Origin of the sequence: Corynebacterium gottingense (assembly GCF_002285125.1) — a bacterium.
GTDB classification, from domain to species: domain Bacteria; phylum Actinomycetota; class Actinomycetes; order Mycobacteriales; family Mycobacteriaceae; genus Corynebacterium; species Corynebacterium gottingense.
The window spans coordinates 329,919-347,966 of record NZ_NSGN01000001.1 but is presented as its reverse complement, the minus strand read 5'-3'; the positions used below and the strand labels follow the sequence as shown (position 1 = coordinate 347,966).

Annotated in this window: 17 protein-coding genes; 13 read left to right on the top strand and 4 right to left on the bottom strand. The window is 63.8% G+C overall.

Annotated elements, in window-relative coordinates; translation table 11 throughout:
* Positions 1–9 precede the first annotated feature (9 nt).
* Positions 10–552: a recombinase family protein gene (locus CKJ82_RS01675; protein ID WP_095536765.1), complete on the bottom strand. Its 543-nt coding sequence runs from the start codon at positions 550–552 to the stop codon at positions 10–12.
* 816 nt (positions 553–1,368) lie between these two features.
* On the opposite strand from CKJ82_RS01675, the gene CKJ82_RS11725 reads away from it, so the two are divergent.
* From CKJ82_RS11725 to CKJ82_RS01660, 4 genes are all read left to right on the top strand, one after another.
* Positions 1,369–2,094, top strand: a complete 726-nt coding sequence (locus tag CKJ82_RS11725; protein WP_165765354.1) for a hypothetical protein — start codon at positions 1,369–1,371, stop codon at positions 2,092–2,094.
* Complete coding sequence (locus tag CKJ82_RS01670) at positions 2,091–3,110, top strand: AAA family ATPase (RefSeq protein ID WP_165765353.1); 1,020 nt, start codon at positions 2,091–2,093, stop codon at positions 3,108–3,110. The genes CKJ82_RS11725 and CKJ82_RS01670 overlap by 4 nt, the downstream gene beginning before the upstream one ends.
* Before the next feature lie 891 nt (positions 3,111–4,001).
* Entirely contained in the window at positions 4,002–4,523 is a 522-nt protein-coding gene (locus CKJ82_RS01665; protein ID WP_095536763.1) for a DNA-processing protein DprA, read from the top strand.
* A 75-nt stretch (positions 4,524–4,598) separates the two neighbouring features.
* Positions 4,599–5,498 (top strand): tyrosine recombinase XerC, encoded by a 900-nt coding sequence (locus CKJ82_RS01660; protein ID WP_095536762.1) that lies wholly within the window; start codon positions 4,599–4,601, stop codon positions 5,496–5,498.
* A gap of 9 nt (positions 5,499–5,507) precedes the next feature.
* Here CKJ82_RS01660 and CKJ82_RS01655 read toward each other — a convergent pair whose 3' ends face one another.
* Positions 5,508–6,071, bottom strand: coding sequence for a M23 family metallopeptidase (locus tag CKJ82_RS01655; RefSeq protein ID WP_095536761.1), 564 nt, complete (start codon positions 6,069–6,071; stop codon positions 5,508–5,510).
* Positions 6,072–6,368: 297 nt separating this feature from the next.
* Between CKJ82_RS01655 and rpsB the strand changes: the two genes are divergently transcribed.
* The 3 genes from rpsB to pyrH all read left to right on the top strand — a co-directional run bounded on the left by rpsB (position 6,369) and on the right by pyrH (position 9,332).
* The gene (gene rpsB / locus CKJ82_RS01650; protein WP_095534810.1) at positions 6,369–7,328 is read left to right on the top strand and encodes a 30S ribosomal protein S2; all 960 of its coding nucleotides are present in this window, start codon (positions 6,369–6,371) and stop codon (positions 7,326–7,328) included.
* A 259-nt stretch (positions 7,329–7,587) separates the two neighbouring features.
* Positions 7,588–8,406 (top strand): translation elongation factor Ts, encoded by an 819-nt coding sequence (gene tsf / locus CKJ82_RS01645; protein WP_095536760.1) that lies wholly within the window; start codon positions 7,588–7,590, stop codon positions 8,404–8,406.
* Positions 8,407–8,648: 242 nt separating this feature from the next.
* Positions 8,649–9,332, top strand: coding sequence for a UMP kinase (gene pyrH / locus CKJ82_RS01640; protein ID WP_222428211.1), 684 nt, complete (start codon positions 8,649–8,651; stop codon positions 9,330–9,332).
* Positions 9,333–9,524: 192 nt separating this feature from the next.
* On the opposite strand, the gene CKJ82_RS01635 is transcribed toward pyrH, so the two are convergent.
* Positions 9,525–10,646, bottom strand: a complete 1,122-nt coding sequence (locus tag CKJ82_RS01635) for an amidase family protein (RefSeq protein WP_095536759.1) — start codon at positions 10,644–10,646, stop codon at positions 9,525–9,527.
* Positions 10,647–10,717: 71 nt separating this feature from the next.
* On the opposite strand from CKJ82_RS01635, the gene frr reads away from it, so the two are divergent.
* From frr to rlmN, 3 genes are all read left to right on the top strand, one after another.
* Entirely contained in the window at positions 10,718–11,275 is a 558-nt protein-coding gene (gene frr / locus CKJ82_RS01630; RefSeq protein ID WP_095277445.1) for a ribosome recycling factor, read from the top strand.
* A 206-nt stretch (positions 11,276–11,481) separates the two neighbouring features.
* Positions 11,482–12,306: a phosphatidate cytidylyltransferase gene (locus CKJ82_RS01625; protein ID WP_240510645.1), complete on the top strand. Its 825-nt coding sequence runs from the start codon at positions 11,482–11,484 to the stop codon at positions 12,304–12,306.
* A gap of 69 nt (positions 12,307–12,375) precedes the next feature.
* A complete protein-coding gene (rlmN, locus tag CKJ82_RS01620; RefSeq protein ID WP_095277440.1) occupies positions 12,376–13,479 on the top strand; it encodes a dual-specificity RNA methyltransferase RlmN in 1,104 nt (367 codons plus the stop codon).
* A gap of 143 nt (positions 13,480–13,622) precedes the next feature.
* On the opposite strand, the gene CKJ82_RS01615 is transcribed toward rlmN, so the two are convergent.
* Positions 13,623–14,189, bottom strand: a complete 567-nt coding sequence (locus CKJ82_RS01615; protein WP_095534807.1) for a DUF2631 domain-containing protein — start codon at positions 14,187–14,189, stop codon at positions 13,623–13,625.
* 229 nt (positions 14,190–14,418) lie between these two features.
* Between CKJ82_RS01615 and dxr the strand changes: the two genes are divergently transcribed.
* From dxr to ispG, 3 genes are read left to right on the top strand one after another with little or no spacing between them, the layout of a single operon-like run.
* The gene (gene dxr, locus CKJ82_RS01610) at positions 14,419–15,585 is read left to right on the top strand and encodes a 1-deoxy-D-xylulose-5-phosphate reductoisomerase (RefSeq protein ID WP_095536757.1); all 1,167 of its coding nucleotides are present in this window, start codon (positions 14,419–14,421) and stop codon (positions 15,583–15,585) included.
* A 12-nt stretch (positions 15,586–15,597) separates the two neighbouring features.
* A complete protein-coding gene (locus CKJ82_RS01605) occupies positions 15,598–16,806 on the top strand; it encodes a M50 family metallopeptidase (RefSeq protein ID WP_095536756.1) in 1,209 nt (402 codons plus the stop codon).
* A 29-nt stretch (positions 16,807–16,835) separates the two neighbouring features.
* The gene (ispG, locus tag CKJ82_RS01600) at positions 16,836–17,996 is read left to right on the top strand and encodes a flavodoxin-dependent (E)-4-hydroxy-3-methylbut-2-enyl-diphosphate synthase (RefSeq protein ID WP_095277430.1); all 1,161 of its coding nucleotides are present in this window, start codon (positions 16,836–16,838) and stop codon (positions 17,994–17,996) included.
* Positions 17,997–18,048 lie beyond the last annotated feature (52 nt).

The following is an 18,048-nucleotide window of genomic DNA, read 5'->3' as shown; positions in this document are numbered from 1 at the left end:
GGAATGTGTCTACGCGGTGTAGTTGTAGACCGATTGACGGCTAATGCCGTAGTCACGCGCCAGAGCAGCGACAGACTCACCAGCAGCGCGCCGGGAGCGTATCTCCCCTGCCTGTTCATCGGTTAGGGCGGCTTTACGCCCCTTGTACTTGCCAGCAGCTTTAGCCACCGCGATACCCTCCCGCTGGCGCTCGAGAATCATGGAGCGTTCAAACTCAGCAACGGCACCCAGCATGGACAAGAGCAGCACGTTCATAGCGCTATCATCGCCGGTGAACGTCAAACTTTCCTTGACGAACTCGACGCGCACGCCACGGCCCGTAAGGTCACGCACGATAGCGCGTAGATCCTCAAGGTTGCGTGCCAACCTGTCCATCGAGTGGACAACCAGCGTGTCCCCCTCACGCACGTAATCGAGAGCAGCGTTCAGCTGGGGACGGTTAGCGGACTTACCGCTGGCCTTATCCTCGAAGAGCTTATCTAGCTCTACGCCCTCGAGCTGGCGGGCGGTGTTCTGGTCTACGGTGCTAACGCGCTTGTATCCGATACGCATTGTCGATCTCCCTTGTTTCTGTCTGCCGTTGTCTAATTAGGATCTTAGACGTTGTTGGGCAGTGTGTCAAAAAATGTGTTTACGACTCTATTTAGACACCGTTTCGGGTTGTCGAGTTTGTCTAGCTAGGGTGTACCCCAGTTGGGCAGAGCTAGGGTAGGGTGGCCCCAGCAGTGGGGACAGCAGGCGGGGTACACCGGACAGGCACCCGCTAGCAGCAGGCCCGGGCACCGGCTAGGCACTGGCTGGACACTGGCTAGGCACTGGCGTGCTGGGGGCGCGTGCAGTAACGCGCTACAACGGCGTTAGAGCCGTTTTAGGACAGTGCGCTAGCTTATCCCCCGCTGGCAGAGTTAGGCGCTTAGACGGGCTTGCAGGCACGCTAGAGCGCGTGCTACACACCGCCAGCAGATAGCAGGAAGTTAGAGAGCGTAGACACACCAGCGCACGTTATCGCGCCTACATACCAGCGTGTGGACACCGTTGCCTGGCTACGAGCACAACCCCCACGGGGCATACCCCTGCCCCGGTGTGTTAGACCGCTAGTGATAGCGGGTGTGATCTCTGGTACAGGTTTAAAGTCTATACAATTCATCCATAGAACAGGCGTGTGAATAAAATTCACCCAAGTTTGGTGGTGTGTGTTACAATGAAAATTCCCCCCGACTGTCTTGTCGAGGGGATAGGCCGGTGTATCGCTGGCCGTGTTGTCTGCAAACTCAATAGTGGAGCGAAACAAGCGACGGTCTAGCCGGTATCAAGTTTAAACACGCGCGGGGTGCCACCCGCGCACGACAGACCAAGGAGGTCTCTTTTTTGTGTAACACCGAAGATACATCACGTATCGAGAAAGGACAAGCCGAACACGCCGGAGACGTAGCCCCAGCAGGGGCCGTCACGGTGGACAGGGCACTTATCAGAGAAAAGAATCAGGAACTACGAGAGCGAGGGAGGAAGATCTGTAACACCTGCGGTGTGGAGCAGGACCTAAACACCGACTTTCAGCCGGACAAGCGACTGTCTGACGGGCGTGCTGGCCGTTGTCGCACCTGCGCTAACAAACAGGTACAGGCCGACAGAGCAGCAGCGGACGGGCTGGAGCAGGCCCTCGAAAACGGCTACTACAGGGCTATCTACAAGAGCCTACCCGCCGAGAAGATCACGCGGGCAGAGCTGTTGGTGTACTGGGACGATATGGGGATTAACCCGTGGGAGTGCTTTCACACCGGCGTACCGCTTAGGCGGGAGCCGGGCTACTCGAACAGCAGGACTATCGACCACGTTCAGCCGTTGTCAGATCCCGAATCAGCAGGCCACGTACTCGAGAACGTTGTTCCGTGTTCCAGTGCGTACAACAACTACAAGCACGCGACTAACGCGGTGCTAGCCATGCTGAACAGGGATCCAGAGAAGTTTCCCGGATTGACCTACACCGGCGCTACCGACGAGCACGGCAACCCGCTAGTCCCGGCGCTGGTGGAGTGGAGCGACGGCGACTCACTCGCCATCGAGACTACCCTGACAGAACAGGGGGCCGAGTGACCAACGAACAGCAGCTAGCCCAGCTCGAAGAACAGTTGGGAGCTATCCACCTCAAGGACATTCAGCCACGAACAGAGCAGGACGTTTGGCTTATCCCTGGCGTGGTTCACGCAACCAACACACTGTTGTACGGCACCTCGAGCGCCGGTAAGTCACTGGCGGTAGCCCACATCATCGCCAGCCTGCTAGACGGGCGGGAGTTCTTGGGGGTTAAGCCCCTAGTCACCGGCTTAAACGTGCTGGTGGTGTGCTCAGACCGGGGAGCCGAACACGAGTACCGGGACAGGTTGGGCACGATAGGCGTAGACGTACAGACCGCCGGGGTTACGTTCCTCACCGGCGTAGGAACAGAGCCACAACAGTGGTGGAACAGCGTTCACGAGTACGCCCGGCGCGCCGGGGTAGATCTCGTTGTGGTAGATCACGCCAGCGGGGTACTCGACGGTGACGAACTGGAAAAGGCCCCGTGGCGCGAGTTGTGGACACAGCGCCTAGCCCCGTTCAATCTGCCGGTGATCCTTGTAGCTCACTCATCGGACTACACCGGCCCTCGCGGCCCGTCACACCGGGTTATGGGTAATTCCGCTGCTAGTCAGTTTGCACGGGCCGAGGTGGAGATCTACCGGACAAACCCTAACGCCTACGCTGACTCTATGCGTGTGCTGCGAAGCAAGAGCAGGGACGGTACGGGCATACAGCGCCGGTTCTGGATCAGTGACAACGGCGTTATCGTTCGTGACGAACAGGCAGAGCAACAAGCCGGTGAAAAAGCACGCCAGCGGTCTAAACAAACGATGGACAGCAACCACCGGATAGCCCAGCTAGCGTGTCAGTCTTCCGGCAAGAACAAGACAGAGGTAGCACGAGACATAGCCAGCGAAGTGAGATTATCGGTGAATAACGTCAGGGCCAAAAAGCTCAACGACTTAGAACACGCCGGGATGTTATGCCAGCGCACCAACAACGCCGGTGGCATGTACTCGCCCGGCCCTAAGCTCGAGCTAGCCGGAGTGTAAAGGCCCAGGTCAGACACATTTCGGGGTTGTACCCTGTAGGGTACACCCGGTTTGTGTTTCCCCAGGTCAACGGGGGTGTACCCTGTACCTGTACCCCCCTCTCTCTATACTCTCACCCCCACATCAACTTTCTTAGTGCGCTAGCTTTCAGGCTAGCGCCATCGGCCTAGTGAATTAATTTAGTGAACGGCCTTAGAGCCGTTCAAACAAGAGTTGTAGCGGACTTATGGCCCGCTACACAATGACATAACCACAGACCGATGGACAGCCTTAGCGGGCTGTCCCTACGACCGGAGAGCTACCCAGCTCGACGGGTTGTTTCGTTCCATTATGGCCGGTGAACAAGAGTCACCGGCACAGAGTTTGACAGACCGAAGAAAACACCAGACCGGGGCTTTATGGCCCCGTCTTTTGTATCCACACGAGAGACAGACACTGCCGAAGAGCAAGGGTATAACCATCGGTTACACCCTGGACACCGGAGAGTGGAAAAGCAGACATCCGTAGTGCGGATGTATGGACGAAAACCGCAAGTCACATTAGCTGTAAGCAAACCCGCCTTGACCAGCGAGACCACTGTACTACAGGGGTATTGGCGAACGACGGGAAGAGTATGACGTCGGTACTACCGACACCATCGACCGTTTGGGCAGGTCGCATGACAATACCCTAACCACTAGTTAGGGTATTCCCGAACCATCACCGGAGACGGTGAAGCGGAGCGCCCGGGGGGTGGGCAGCTACAACGCAACACCTAACCACCGGGCTACGGGGGTTGTAGCGCTCTGGTGGCTAGGAGCATTATTACTTACTCCGGTGAGTTTGTCCTGTCGAACGATCTAGTAGGATCTTTGTTGGTATCAAAGTGTTTCCGGTGGGTACCCGCCAGGAGTGACACCCGATCGGCACCGGTTTCTCACCCGCAATCGCCTCGTCGCAGCGCTCACGCAGGGCAGCGTGGTGGTCGAGGCAGCGTTTCGCTCCGGTGCGCTCAATACGTTGAAGTGGGCGCGCTACTATAACCGCCACGCGATGGCCGTGCCCGGCTCCATCCTGGGCGCAGGCTCGCTCGGGGCGAACCTCGCGATTAGGAATCGCACCGCCACCATGGTGTTAAACGGCGACCAGATCCACGCACAGCTTGGCCAGCTGGGCGCGATCGATGCGGACGAACAGATGGAGCTTGAGTTCGCTGCGGACCCGATTCAGCAGCTCAGCCACAATGAGCTCCGCGTCTTCGACGCCACCCCGCCGCATGCTGATCAAGCCCGGGATGCGGAGACTATCTCCGCCACCGCCGGTATGAGTACTGGTCTGACCGTCCACCTCCTCATGGAGCTTGAGCGGCGCGGGCTTGTGCGCCGCAATCGCCGGCAATGGTCACGCGCGGTGAAGGTCGCACACAACGGATAGAGCACGAGAGCGCGGGTAGGAGGGGAGTGGCCCGCGTGGCGCCCAGGCCGCGGGGAATGAGTACACTCCTGTTGCATGAGTGACAACGGTGCGGCTTCACAATTCCTCGCAGCAGTAGAGGACTACGCCGACTATGCGAGCACGGTAAAAGGGCGCTCTGCACACACCGTCAAAGCGTATGCGGCAGACCTCCGCTCGCTCGCCGAGTACGTCACCAACCTCGACGAATTCACCCTCGACACGTTGCGCACCTGGCTTGCCGACGCCGCGCGCGCCGGCAAAGCCCGCTCCACCCTTGCCAGACGCACCGCAACCGCACGCGGTTTTTCCACGTGGGCGACAAAGCAAGGGCTTCTCGACGCCGACGTCGCCGCCCGTCTCGTCACCTCGCAGGTCAAGCGCCCTCTTCCGCATGTAGTCAATCCCGCACGCGCAGGCGAACTGGTTGAGGCTGAAACTGCCGACGACGCCCACCCCGCCGAAGGCCTGCGCGACCGCGCAATCCTCGAACTGCTCTACGCCACCGGCATCCGAGTCGGCGAACTGACCGGGCTGGACGTCGGCGACGTCGATTTTCACCGCAGCACTGCCCGCGTCACCGGCAAAGGCAACAAGCAGCGCACCGTTCCATTTGGCAACCAGGCCAGCCTGGCAATGCAAGACTGGCTGGAACACGGCCGCAGCGAACTTGCGGGCGACACCAAAGCCCTCTTCGTCGGCTCCAGGGGAGCGCGCATCGACCAGCGGCAGGTCCGCAGGATCGTGGAGCGCGCCGGGCAGCGTGCGGAGATCGCGGACTTAAGCCCGCACACCTTGCGCCATACGGCTGCGACCCACACGCTAGAAGGAGGGGCAGACCTGCGCGTCGTGCAAGAAATGCTCGGCCATTCGAGCTTGCAGACCACGCAGATCTACACCCACGTGTCTTCCCAACGCCTCCGCAAAGTCTACGAGCAGGCGCATCCGCGAGCGTAGTCGCCAGTTTTACTGGGGGCCGATGGGTTTTAAGCGGATCTCGGGGGCATCCAGCAGCGTGAGGGGATCGAAGTAGGACTTCTCACCGCCCGGTTCGGCTTTGAGTGCGCCCCAGTGTAGGCCGTCGTGTCGGTGTGGCGCGCCCGGCGGGGTGTACACCAGTGTCCCGAGCGCGTCGCCTTCAGCTACGACAGCGCCCTTCTTGAGGGTGGTGCGCACGGGTTGGTACGTGGTGCGAAAGCCTTCCGGGTGCTGGAGGGAGACAACCGGGGTGCCGGCAACGACGCCGGCGAAGTACACGGTGCCTTCGCCAGATGCGTAGACCGTGTCTCCTGGTTCGGCTGCCAGATCCACGCCGCGGTGGCCTGGCTGCCAGTTGCGCAGCGGAATTTCTGCGGGCCTGGTCACTCGCGTCACGGAGCTCGCAGCCGTCGTTGGGTCCACCCACGCGTGGACTGCGGTGGCACTGGTCGCGAGGAACACGATGGCTGACAACGCGGCGAAGAGGAGTCGTGTGAGACGTGATGGTGGGTGGTTGGCGTGGGTACGGGTGGGCGTCGAAAAGCATTGCATGCTTTATGTAAACCAGATATTTCGCGTGAAGCAAAGGGTAAACGAAAAATCTGTGGATAGGCGGGTCGAGTTATCCACAACGGTGCAGGCAATTAGGTGTTTGCGCAGTTCGTGCGTATAGTTATTCGGGCAGTCTGCACAGTACGTGTGGCTGACTCCGCGCGCCGAGCAACGCGAGCCGGGTGACGGTCCCCATTTTTCGTGGGGCGCACGGCACGCACGGTGCCAGGGTGTGGGATAAAAACCCGCACATTGACCAGTACATAACCGAACTATTTCTCCAAAGGAGACATTCCCATGGCAGTTGTAACCATGCGCGAACTCCTCGACGCAGGTGTGCACTTTGGCCACCAGACGCGTCGTTGGAACCCGAAGATGCGTCGCTTCATCTTCACCGATCGCAACGGCATCTACGTCATTGACCTGCAGCAGACGCTGACCTACATCGACGAGGCATACGAGTTTGTCAAGGAGACCGTTGCGCACGGCGGCACCCTCCTGTTCGTCGGTACCAAGAAGCAGGCACAGGAGCCGATCCAGGAAGAGGCAGAGCGCGTCGGCATGCCGTACGTGACCCACCGCTGGCTCGGTGGCATGCTCACCAACTTCCAGACCGTGTCCAAGCGAATCGCCCGCATGAAGGAACTGCAGGCGATGGACGCAGCCGAGGACGGCTACGCCGGCCGCGGTAAGAAGGAAATCCTCATGCTCACCCGCGAGCGCACCAAGCTTGAGCGCGTCCTCGGCGGCATCTCTGAGATGACCAAGACGCCGTCCGCGCTGTGGATTGTGGATACCAACAAGGAGCACATCGCCGTCAACGAGGCGCAGAAGCTGCGCATCCCCGTTGTCGCTGTGCTGGACACCAACTGTGATCCGGACCTGGTTGACTTCCCGATCCCGGGCAACGACGACGCCATCGGCGCCGTGAAGCTGCTCACCCACATCGTGGGCGAGGCAGTCGTGGCTGGTAAGCAGCAGCGCGAGGAGCGCCAGCTGGCAGCCGCCCGCGACGCAGCAGGCGACAACGACGCCAAGCTGCAGGCCGAGGCATCCGAGGCTGCTGCGAACGCAGCGTCCTCCGACGATGTCTCCGCTGCCGACGCGGCCAAGGCCGCCGCTGCCGCCGAGGCAGCAACGCCGCAGGAGGTCGCACCGGTTGAGCAGCCGCACGCAGTGCGCGCCGCTGAGCAGGCAGCCGAGGCTGAGAAGGCCGAGAAGGCTGAGCAGGAGGAGAACTCCGAGAAGGAGTCCTAAGCCGAATCGGCAACCCCCTGACACATGCACCCCGCGTCTTCGGTTCACGTCCGCCCCACTTCACTGGGCCGGGACGCGAGCGAAGCGCGGGGTGTAGTGTATCCAAGGGCTGCTAGCATTTCCTAGCGTGCCGACTCACGCAAAGTCGGCTACCCTTTACACGATTACTTATCACAGCCAATTTTGGTTGCTTATGGGCGCGTGGGCGTCGATAAGCTGCCCAAAATTGCACAAACCTTACGAGGAGGATCGCCCCAACATGGCGAACTACACTGCAGCAGACGTGAAGAAGCTCCGCGAGATCACCGGCTCCGGCATGATGGACTGCAAGAAGGCACTCCAGGAGACCGACGGCGACTTTGAGAAGGCCGTTGAGAACCTGCGCATTAAGGGCGCAAAGGACGTGGGCAAGCGCGCTGAGCGCAACGCCCTCGAGGGCCTCGTTGCAGTTTCCGGCAACACCATCGTGGAGATCAACGCAGAGACCGACTTCGTGGCCAAGAACCAGGAGTTCAAGGACCTCGCCGCTAAGATCGCCGACGCCGCTGCCGCTGTGAAGGCGAACTCCCAGGAGGAGCTGGCAAACGCTGACGTGGACGGCCAGACCGCGCACGAGGCGCTGCAGGTCCTGTCCGCAAAGATCGGCGAGAAGCTCGAGCTGCGCCGCGCCGCAACCGTCGAGGGCGACAACGTTGCGAAGTACCTGCACCAGCGCTCCGCGGACCTGCCGCCGGCCGTGGGCGTGCTCGTTGCCTACACCGGTGACAACGAGGAGGCCGCTCACCAGGTCGCTCTGCAGATCGCCGCGATGAAGGCTCGCTTCCTCAAGCAGGAGGACATCCCGGCCGAGGTCGTGGAGAAGGAGCGCGCCGTGCAGGAGGAGATCACCCGCAACGAGGGCAAGCCCGAGGCTGCCATCGAGAAGATCGTCCAGGGCCGCATGGGCGGCTTCTACAAGGACGTCGTGCTGCTGGACCAGCCGTCCCTCGCAGACTCCAAGAAGACCGTGAAGCAGTTCACGGAGGAGAGCGGCATCGAGATCACCGACTTCGTGCGCTTCGAGGTCGGCCAGGCGTAAGCAATCTGCTTATCGACGATGCCGTGAGCCCCGTCGAGTCTGTTCCGCTCTAGCGCCCTGCCCCCGGGAAACCGGGGCGGGGCGCTTTCGCGTTCTTTGCAGTGCATTTACCTGGTTACGGGGGAACTGGTTAGAATCGGGGGCGAATACGCAAGCTTTCGATTCACCACCCGGCATTTGTGCATAAGGAGTGTCACACCGTGACTGATTTCGCCCTCAACCGCAACGGATTCAAACGCGTCATGCTCAAGCTTGGCGGTGAGATGTTCGGCGGCGGCAAGGTCGGCATCGACCCGGACGTGGTGGACAGCGTCGCCTCCCAGATTGCCGAGGTGGCCAAGGCGGGCACCGAGGTCGCCGTGGTCATTGGCGGCGGCAACTTCTTCCGCGGAGCGGAGCTGCAGAAGCGCGGCCTGGACCGTGCGCGTTCTGACTACATGGGCATGCTCGGCACCGTCATGAACTGCCTGGCGCTGCAGGACTTCTTGCAGCAGAAGGGCGTGGACTGCCGCGTGCAGACCTCCATCAACATGGCGCAGATCGCTGAGCCGTACCTGCCGCTGCGCGCCGCCCGCCACCTGGAGAAGGGCCGCGTGGTCATCTTCGGCGCCGGCATGGGCATGCCGTACTTCTCCACCGACACCACCGCTGCGCAGCGCGCGCTGGAGATCGGGTGCGAGGTCCTGCTGATGGCCAAGGGTGTCGACGGCGTCTACGACGACGACCCGCGCACCAACCCGGACGCCAACCTGCTCACTGAAATCTCGCCGCGCGAGGTGCTTGAGCAGGGCCTCAAGGTGGCGGACGCCACCGCGTTCTCCCTCTGCATGGACAACAACATGCCGATCCTGGTGTTTAACTTGCTCAAGGAGGGCAACATCGCCCGCGCCGTTGCCGGTGAGCAGATTGGGACCCTGGTGGCCTAGGCGTCCCTTCGGTGAGTGGAGTGTGCCCCGGCGGTATTGACCGCCGGGGCTTCCTTGTTGCCAGGTGCGTGACAGATTTCCGCAGAAACGATTTACCCAGACCGTCCCACCTGGGGAATTGTCGGCCAGGGCTCGGCGGTCGGGGAAATTTTACGCACTTTCGTCATGTGCACGCCGCCCCAGAATCACCACTTACCCCTCGCGACCCAGGAGCCCTTCCACCTGCCAGGCGAGGTTGAGCAGCTCCGTCGCGTTGACGGCGGGGCGCGCCGCGCTCCCGAGTACACCCAGGTGGATGCCTCCGATCGCGATCGCGGCGCTGCCGGTGACGTTGAACACCGAGCACCACGGCGACCAGACCGTCTGCTGGTAGAAGCTCTCCTCGGGAGACAAGGACGGGAAGTACCCCAACCGCGGCGGGTCGAAGGCCAGGGTGGGAGAGAGGACTACGTCGACGTCCCACTGCTGGGCAAGCAGGTGCGGGAGCACGTCCAGGTGCTCGCGGACGTCGCGCATCTGGGCACGGGTGACGCGCGCCCCCTCCTGTGTGAGCCACTGGAGGTACTCGTTGTCCAGCGGGTCGACGCTGGTGAAGGAGCGCTTGATGCGGCGGGAGAAGTGCGCGAAGGTATCGCCCGCCTGGGCGTAGGCGCGCAAGGGGACGACGTCGTGGTGGAGCGAGAGCGCCCCCGCCAGCTGGTCCACCGCGTCCGCGCGGGTGGGTGAGAGATGGGAGGGGGCGAGGAGGGCGTCGAGAAGCACCCCGACCCGCAAGCGTCGCGGGTGTGTCGGGCGCATGCCGTAGATCGTGCACTGGTCGGCGACGGTGCGGGTGAGGAAGCCGTGCGCGGCGACGTGGGGCGAGGCGGGCTTGAAGCCGACGATGTCGCACGCCGCGGCGGGCACGCGCAGCGAACCGCCGGCGTCCGTTCCGTGCGCCGCGCGGACTTGGCCTTCCGCCACCGCAACCGCGGCGCCGGTAGAGGAGCCGCCGGGCGTGCGGCCGGCGAACGCTGGGGACTCGAGCACCGGGACGCCGGGGCGCTCGGCGTAACAGGTGGCGCCCAGCTCGGAGGTGAGTGTTTTGCCGGGGATGGTCGCGCCGGCGTCGAGAAGCATGGGCACGATGGCGTCAGTGCGGCGCGCCACGTAACTGCGGGCGGGGTTGCCGTTGGTGGTGGGCCAGCCGGCGACGTCAACGGAGTCCTTCACCGGGATGTTCCAGCCCGCGAGTCTGGTGCGGGACGGAGCGGCAGCGGCGTCGACGGGCGGGGGCGCCAGGGGAGCGCGGAAGGAGAACGCCGATTGCTGCATGGCAACAGTGTAGGCGGGGCGAGCGCTGGTAGATTAGTGGGGAACGTTAACGAGCAAAAGGTAGGTAAACCATGATTGATGATGTCCTGTTGGACGCAGAAGAGCGCATGACTTCCTCGGTGGAGCACACCCGCGAGGAGCTGGTCACCATTCGTACCGGCCGCGCCAACCCAGCAATGTTCAACGGCGTCATGGCGGAGTTCTACGGTGCGCCGACCCCGATCAACCAGATGGCCACCATCTCCGTGCCGGAGCCGCGCATGCTGCTGATCAAGCCCTACGACATGTCTACCCTCCAGGAGATTGAGAACGCGATCCGCAACTCCGACCTGGGCGTGAACCCGACCGATGACGGCCAGGTCATCCGCGTCACGGTGCCGCAGCTCACCGAGGAGCGCCGCAAGGACCTGGTCAAGCACGCGAAGCAGAAGGGCGAGGAAGGCAAGATTGCCATCCGCAACGTCCGCCGCCAGGGCATGGACCAGCTGAAGAAGATCCAGAAGGACGGCGACGCCGGCGAGGACGAGGTCAAGACCGCCGAGCAGTCCCTGGACAAGACCACGCAGGGCTACGTCGCGCAGATTGATGAGCTGGTGCAGCGCAAGGAAGACGAGCTGATGGAGGTCTAACCTCCCGCACAGTCGCGCAACTATCCGCCAATTGAGGCACGCCGTGGACATCGCGCCGTGGCGCCGGACGAGACCGAAGCGAGGAGACAGTGCAACCACACCGCAACGAGCAGAGCGATCTTGACAACCGGAGGGTTGCGGAGAGGTCCAGGTGGCCGTCGTTAAGGCTCAAGGCGCCCACGCCGAAGAACAATGCGGGGCGCGACCTGACCGCCGCGATCACGACGGCGGTGGTGCTCGGCTCGGTGGTAATCGGTGCGCTGTTGGTGGGCCCGTTGGCCTGGTACCCGCTTGTTGCCGTGGCGGTGGCGCTGGCCATGTGGGAAGTGCTCACGCGCCTGCGCGAAGCCGGGTACCAGCAGCCGCGCACGCTCCTGGTCATCCTGGGGCAGATCATGCTGTGGGCCTCTGCCACGTACGAGACGGCCGGCCTGGTCACGGGGTTCGCGTTCACGGTCCTCTTCCTCATGTTCTACCGGCTGTTCCCCAACGGCCGCCACACCAAGCCCGAGAACTACCTGCGCGATACCGGTGTGGGCATCTTCGTCCTCGTGTGGATCCCGCTCTTCGGGAGTTTCGCCGCGATGATCTCGCTTATCGACGAAGGTGCCCTCCCCGCCAGCCGCTTCATCGCCGCATTCATGCTCTGCGTCGTAGCCAACGACGTCGGCGGCTACGCCGCGGGCGTCATGTTCGGCTCGCACCCGATGGCGCCCGCGATCAGCCCAAACAAGTCGTGGGAGGGCTTCGCCGGCTCCGTGGTGTTTGGCGTGCTCACCGGCATAGCCGTGGTGCACTTCCTCATCCAGGGACCCTGGTGGATGGGCGTGGTGTGGGGCGTTGCGCTCGTCCTCTGCGCCACCATGGGCGACCTTGTGGAGAGCCAGTTCAAGCGCGAGCTGGGAATCAAGGACATGTCGAACTTGCTTCCCGGCCACGGCGGGCTGATGGACCGCTTGGACGGGATGCTGCCCGCCGCCAGCGCGACCTACATGCTGCTCAACGCCGCGGCGATCATGAACCCGCTCTAGCGGCCCTGGCAGCGAACGGGCCGCGTAGATTAGTCAAGACGCGGGTTACGTGCCAAAATAGGGCACACTATGAGCGACGTACCCAAGATCCAACTCCTTTCCCCGAAGCGCGGCATGCCGCCGAAGCACTTTGCTGACCTGACCAAAGAGGAACGCGTCGAGGCCCTCAAGGAGCTCGGGCTGCCGAAGTTCCGCGCGGACCAGATCGCGCGCCACTACTACGGCAAGTTCGAGGCGGACCCGCTGACCATGACGGACCTCCCCGAGGCTCAGCGCCAGCTGGTCAAGGACGCGCTGTTCCCAACCCTGCTCAACCCCGTGCGCACCGTGGAAACCGACGAGGGCGACACCACCAAGACCTTGTGGCGCCTGCACGACGGGATCCTGCTGGAGTCCGTGCTCATGCGCTACCCGGACCGCGCCACGCTGTGCATTTCTTCCCAGGCGGGCTGCGGCATGGCGTGTCCGTTCTGCGCCACCGGCCAGGGCGGTCTGGACCGCAACCTGTCCACCGCGGAGATTGTTGACCAGGTCCGCGCAGCCGCCGCGATGATGGCGGCGGAGGGCTCGCGCCTGTCCAACATCGTCTTCATGGGCATGGGCGAGCCGCTGGCCAACTACAACCGCCTGCTCTCCGCAGTCCGCCAGATCACCCAGCCCAGCCCGGATGGGTTTGGCATCTCGCAGCGCAACATCACCATCTCCACCGTCGGGCTCGCGCCGCAGATCCGTCGCCTTGCCGACGAGGGCCTCTCCGTCACTCTCGCCGTGTCGCTGCACACGCCTGACGACGAGCTACGTGACACCCTCGTGCCCATCAACAATCGCTTCGCCGTCTCGGAGGTGCTCGACGCCGCGTCCTACTACGCGGATCAGACCGGTCGCCGCGTCTCCATCGAGTACGCGCTGATCCGGGACATCAACGACCAGGACTTCCGCGCCGACATGTTGGGTAAGAAGCTGCACAACGCCCTCGGGTCCCGCGTCCACGTGAACCTGATCCCGTTGAACCCGACGCCGGGTTCCAAGTGGGACGCGTCCCCGCGCGACCGGCAAGACGAGTTTGTCCGCCGCGTGATCGCCCAAGGCGTTACCTGTACCGTCCGCGACACGAAGGGCCAGGAGATCGCCGCAGCCTGCGGCCAGCTCGCTGCCGACGAGCAGGCGGGGTAGGCCGGGCCCGCACGCGTGTCCCCGGCGCCGCGGACTGTTCTCGTCATGTAGGCGGCGAATGCGCTAGGAGGCTGACCGCCCGCAACCCGAGCATAAAAGGGGCCGATCCCGTCTCCCGGGATCGGCCCTTTGCCTTGCTGCGGTTACTGCGCGGCGTGCTTGCCGCGCGGGGTGACCTCGACGACCTCGACGTCGTGGTCCGCGCGGTTCACGTGGACGGCGCCGTCCTTGTGCACGGCTGCGGAGCCGGCCGTGGTGGCGTGGCGGTCACCGGCGGCAACAGCCTGCTGCGGTGCGCGCAGGTGCTGGATGCGGGCCGGGTCAATGTTCAGGGCGCGCAGCTGACGCTCGTCCAAGTTGGCGTACGCGCCGGACAGGGTCTTCTGGTCGTAGCACCAGTCCGGTTCGACGTGGCCCTGCGGCTTGTTGTGGGCGGTGACGGTGCGCTTCTGGTTCAGCTTCGGCTGCGTCGCGTGCAGGATCAGACCCAGGGCGATGAGGACGGCAATGGCGATGAGCCAGATGGTCTCAACGTGGCCCTTGTGGTTACCAAAGTTGTAGGCGATGAGCACCAGAACGGACACCCAACCGGCGGCCTGGATCGTGCCGCGGCTCTGCTCGCTCCAACCGAAGCGTGCAGACGGGACGTCTGCCTCGGAAACGCCGTTGTACACCTCAGGTGCCTTTTCGTTCGCGTGGGCCACTGCCATACTCCTTCAAGTCAGCGCTAAATGCTTCGGCCCGCGCCCTTCCGCAGTGCGCTTTGTGCAGCGCAAACGGAATCGCAGCCGGAGCAGGAAACAATTCTGAGGACTATATTGTCATACTTCCGTGGCAATCGGTGACTTTGTACCCCTAATAGGTGCAAACTTTCGTCCGATCTTCCCGCCGTCGGTCCACCCGTCGAGCGGCGGCACCGGGGCGTGCAACAATGGCGGGGTGAAACGAATTGTCATTCTCGGATCAACCGGATCAATTGGCACCCAGGCGTGCGAGGTTATTCAGGACAACCGCGACGCCTTCCAGGTGGTCGGCATCGCTGCCGGCGGACGCGACCCGCAGGCGATCATCACGCAGGCGAAGGAGTTTGGGCTCCAGCCCGACCAAGTGGCTGTCCAGCGCGAGGACGCCGCGGCGCAGGTTGGTCAGGTCCTCGGCGGAGCCGTGCTGAGCGGTGAGGACGCGGCCCGGCAGCTCACCGAATCACAATCCGCGGACGTGGTGCTCAACGCGCTTGTTGGGGCGGCGGGGTTGGCGTCGACAATCGCTGCCCTGCGCAGCGACGCCGTGCTGGCGCTGGCGAACAAGGAGTCGCTCGTGGCCGGCGGCCAGGTCGTGCTGCGGGAGGCGAAGCCGGGCGCGCTGGTACCGGTGGATTCGGAGCACTCCGCGATGGCGCAGGCACTGCGCGCGGGCCGCCGGGACGAGGTCGCCCGCTTCGTGCTCACCGCATCCGGTGGCCCGTTCCGCGGCCAGACTCGCGAGCAGATGTGGGGCGTCACGCCGGAACAGGCCGTCACCCACCCCACCTGGTCGATGGGCACGATGAACACGATCAATTCCGCAACCATGGTGAACAAAGGGCTCGAGCTCATCGAGGCGTCCCTGCTCTTTGACGTGGAGCCATCGCTTATCGACGTCACCGTCCACCCCCAATCCATCGTCCACTCCATGGTCACCTTCATCGACGGCGCGACGATCGCGCAAGCCTCGCCGCCGTCGATGAAGATGCCGATCGCGCACGCCCTCGCGTGGCCCGGCCGCGTCGCGGGCGCGCAGCCCTCGCTGGACTTCACAACCGCGTCGGAGTGGACCTTCGAGCCGCTGAACAACGAGGCGTTCCCGGCAGTGGAGCTCGCGCGCCAGGTGGCGAGCGCCGGCGACCCGTACCCGGCGATCTACAACGCCGCGAACGAGGTGGCCGTTGACGCGTTCTTTGATGGGAAGATCCGCTTCCCGCAGATCGTGGACACGATCGACGCTGTGCTTGACGCCGCAGGCAGCTATGCGCACACCCCGATGAGCGTTGAGGAGATCCTCGAGGTGGACGCGCAGGCGCGCCGGAGCGCGGCGGAAACCGCGGACGCGCTGGCGCGCAAACAGTAAGAGGGAACGCCCATGGGCATCATTGGTGTCGTCCTGTTTGCGCTCGGCATTGCTGTGTCGATTGCACTTCATGAGGCGGGGCATATGGCGGTGGCCCGCGGCTTCGGAATGCGCGTGCGCCGCTACTTCATCGGTTTCGGGCCGACGGTGTGGTCGGTCACCCGCGGGCACACTGAGTACGGCGTAGCCGCCCTGCCGTTCGGCGGCTTTTGCGACATCGCCGGCATGACCGCGCAGGACGAGCTAGCCCCGGACGAGGCCCCGCTGGCCATGTACAAAAAGCCGTGGTGGCAGCGTGTGGCGGTGATGGCCGGCGGCATCGTGATGAACCTGTTCATCGGCGTCATCATCACCTACTTCGTGGCCGTTCTCGCCGCCATCCCGAACCCGTACGCGGATCGCACGCCCACGGTGGGTGAGCTGTCGTGCACCTCCGACCAGATCGACGCGGAGACACTCGCCCCGTGTGAGGGCGACGGCCCCGCCGCGCAAGCCGGCCTCCGCCCGGGGGACAAGCTGCTGGCTGTCAACGGCCAGGACATCGTCGCGTTTACGGAAGTGCGCGATTACGTCTTGGAGCGACCGGGCGAAACGGTGGCGCTCGACGTCCTCCGCGACGGCGCGGAGCTCACCGTCGACGTGCCCGTTGCGCGCGTGATGCGCATCGACCCCGCCAGTGGGCAGGAGTTCGACGCGGGCGCGATCGGTGTGACGAGTGCGCCGGTCGCGGACGCGATGCGCCAGTTCGGGCCGCTTGAGGCGGTCCCGGCGACCGCGAAATTTACCGGTCAAATGCTGCACGCAACCGTCGATGGCATTCTCGCGTTCCCGAGCAAGATCCCGGGCGTCGTGGCATCCATCTTCGGCGCGGAGCGCGACGTCAACGGCCCAGTCAGCGTGATCGGCGCCTCCCGCGCTGGCGGTGAGCTGGTCCAGCAGGACCTGTGGTCCATGTTTTGGATGATGTTGGCCAGCATGAACTTCTTCCTCGCCCTGTTTAACCTCGTGCCGCTGCCTCCGCTGGACGGCGGGCACATCGCGGTGGTGCTGTATGAAAAGGTGCGCGACCTCGTCCGCAGGCTGCGCGGGCTCGGCCCCGGCGGCCCGGCGGACTACGAGAAGCTGATGCCAGTGACGTACGCCATGGCTGCGGTGCTGCTTGTGGTGGGTCTCTTCGTCATGGCCGCGGACGTGGTGAACCCGATCCGCCTCGCTGGCTGAGCTTGCGTGCGGTGCTAGAGTTGGGCACTATGAATCTCCCCATCGGATTAGGTATTCCTGAAGGCCCGCCACCGACCCTGGCGGAGCGACGCAAGACCCGCCAGCTGATGGTGGGGAACGTGGGCGTGGGCTCCGAGCACCCGATCTCGGTGCAGTCCATGACCACGACGAAGACGCACGACATTAACGCGACACTGCAGCAGATCGCGCAGCTGACCACCACCGGTTGTGACATCGTCCGCGTGGCGTGCCCGAAGACGGTGGACGCGGACGCGCTGCCGGCCATTGCGGCGAAGTCCCCAATCCCGGTGATCGCGGACATCCACTTCCAGCCCAAGTACATTTTCGCCGCCATTGATGCCGGCTGCGCTGCGGTCCGCGTGAACCCGGGCAACATCAAGGAGTTCGACGGCCGTGTGAAGGAGGTGGCGAAGGCGGCGGGCGAGGCCGGGATTCCGATCCGCATCGGTGTCAACGGCGGTTCGCTGGACAAGCGCCTGCTGGAAAAGTACGGCAAGGCCACCCCGGAGGCGCTCGTTGAGTCGGCGATTTACGAGGCCGGCCTGTTCGAGGAGTACGGCTTCGGCGACATCGCCATCTCTGTCAAGCACTCCGACCCGGTGCTGATGGTAGAGGCGTACCGTCAGCTGGCGGAGAAGACCGATTACCCGCTGCACCTCGGCGTGACCGAGGCAGGCCCGAAGTTCATGGGCACCATCAAGTCCTCCGTCGCGTTCGGCGCGCTGCTCTCGCAGGGCATCGGCGACACCATTCGCGTGTCCCTCTCCGCTGACCCGGTAGAGGAGATCAAGGTGGGCGACCAGATCCTGCAGTCGCTCAACCTGCGCCCCCGTAAGCTGGAGATCGTGTCCTGCCCGTCGTGCGGCCGCGCGCAGGTGGACGTGTACAAGCTTGCCGAGGAGGTCACCGCGGGTCTGGAGAACCTGGAGTACCCGCTGCGCGTCGCCGTGATGGGGTGCGTTGTCAACGGTCCGGGTGAGGCTCGCGACGCCGACCTGGGCGTCGCCTCCGGCAACGGCAAGGGCCAGATCTTTGTCAAGGGCGAGGTCGTGGAGACCGTCCCCGAGGCCGACATCGTGGAGACCCTGATCCGCCATGCGAACCGAATCGCGGAGGAAGAGGGCATGGAGAAGGGCGACGGCGGCGCCGAGGTCAAGGTCACTAACTAGACCGAAGCGTGCTGTGAGCGTGGCAGCGTCGGGCGAGTGCCCGGCGCTGCTA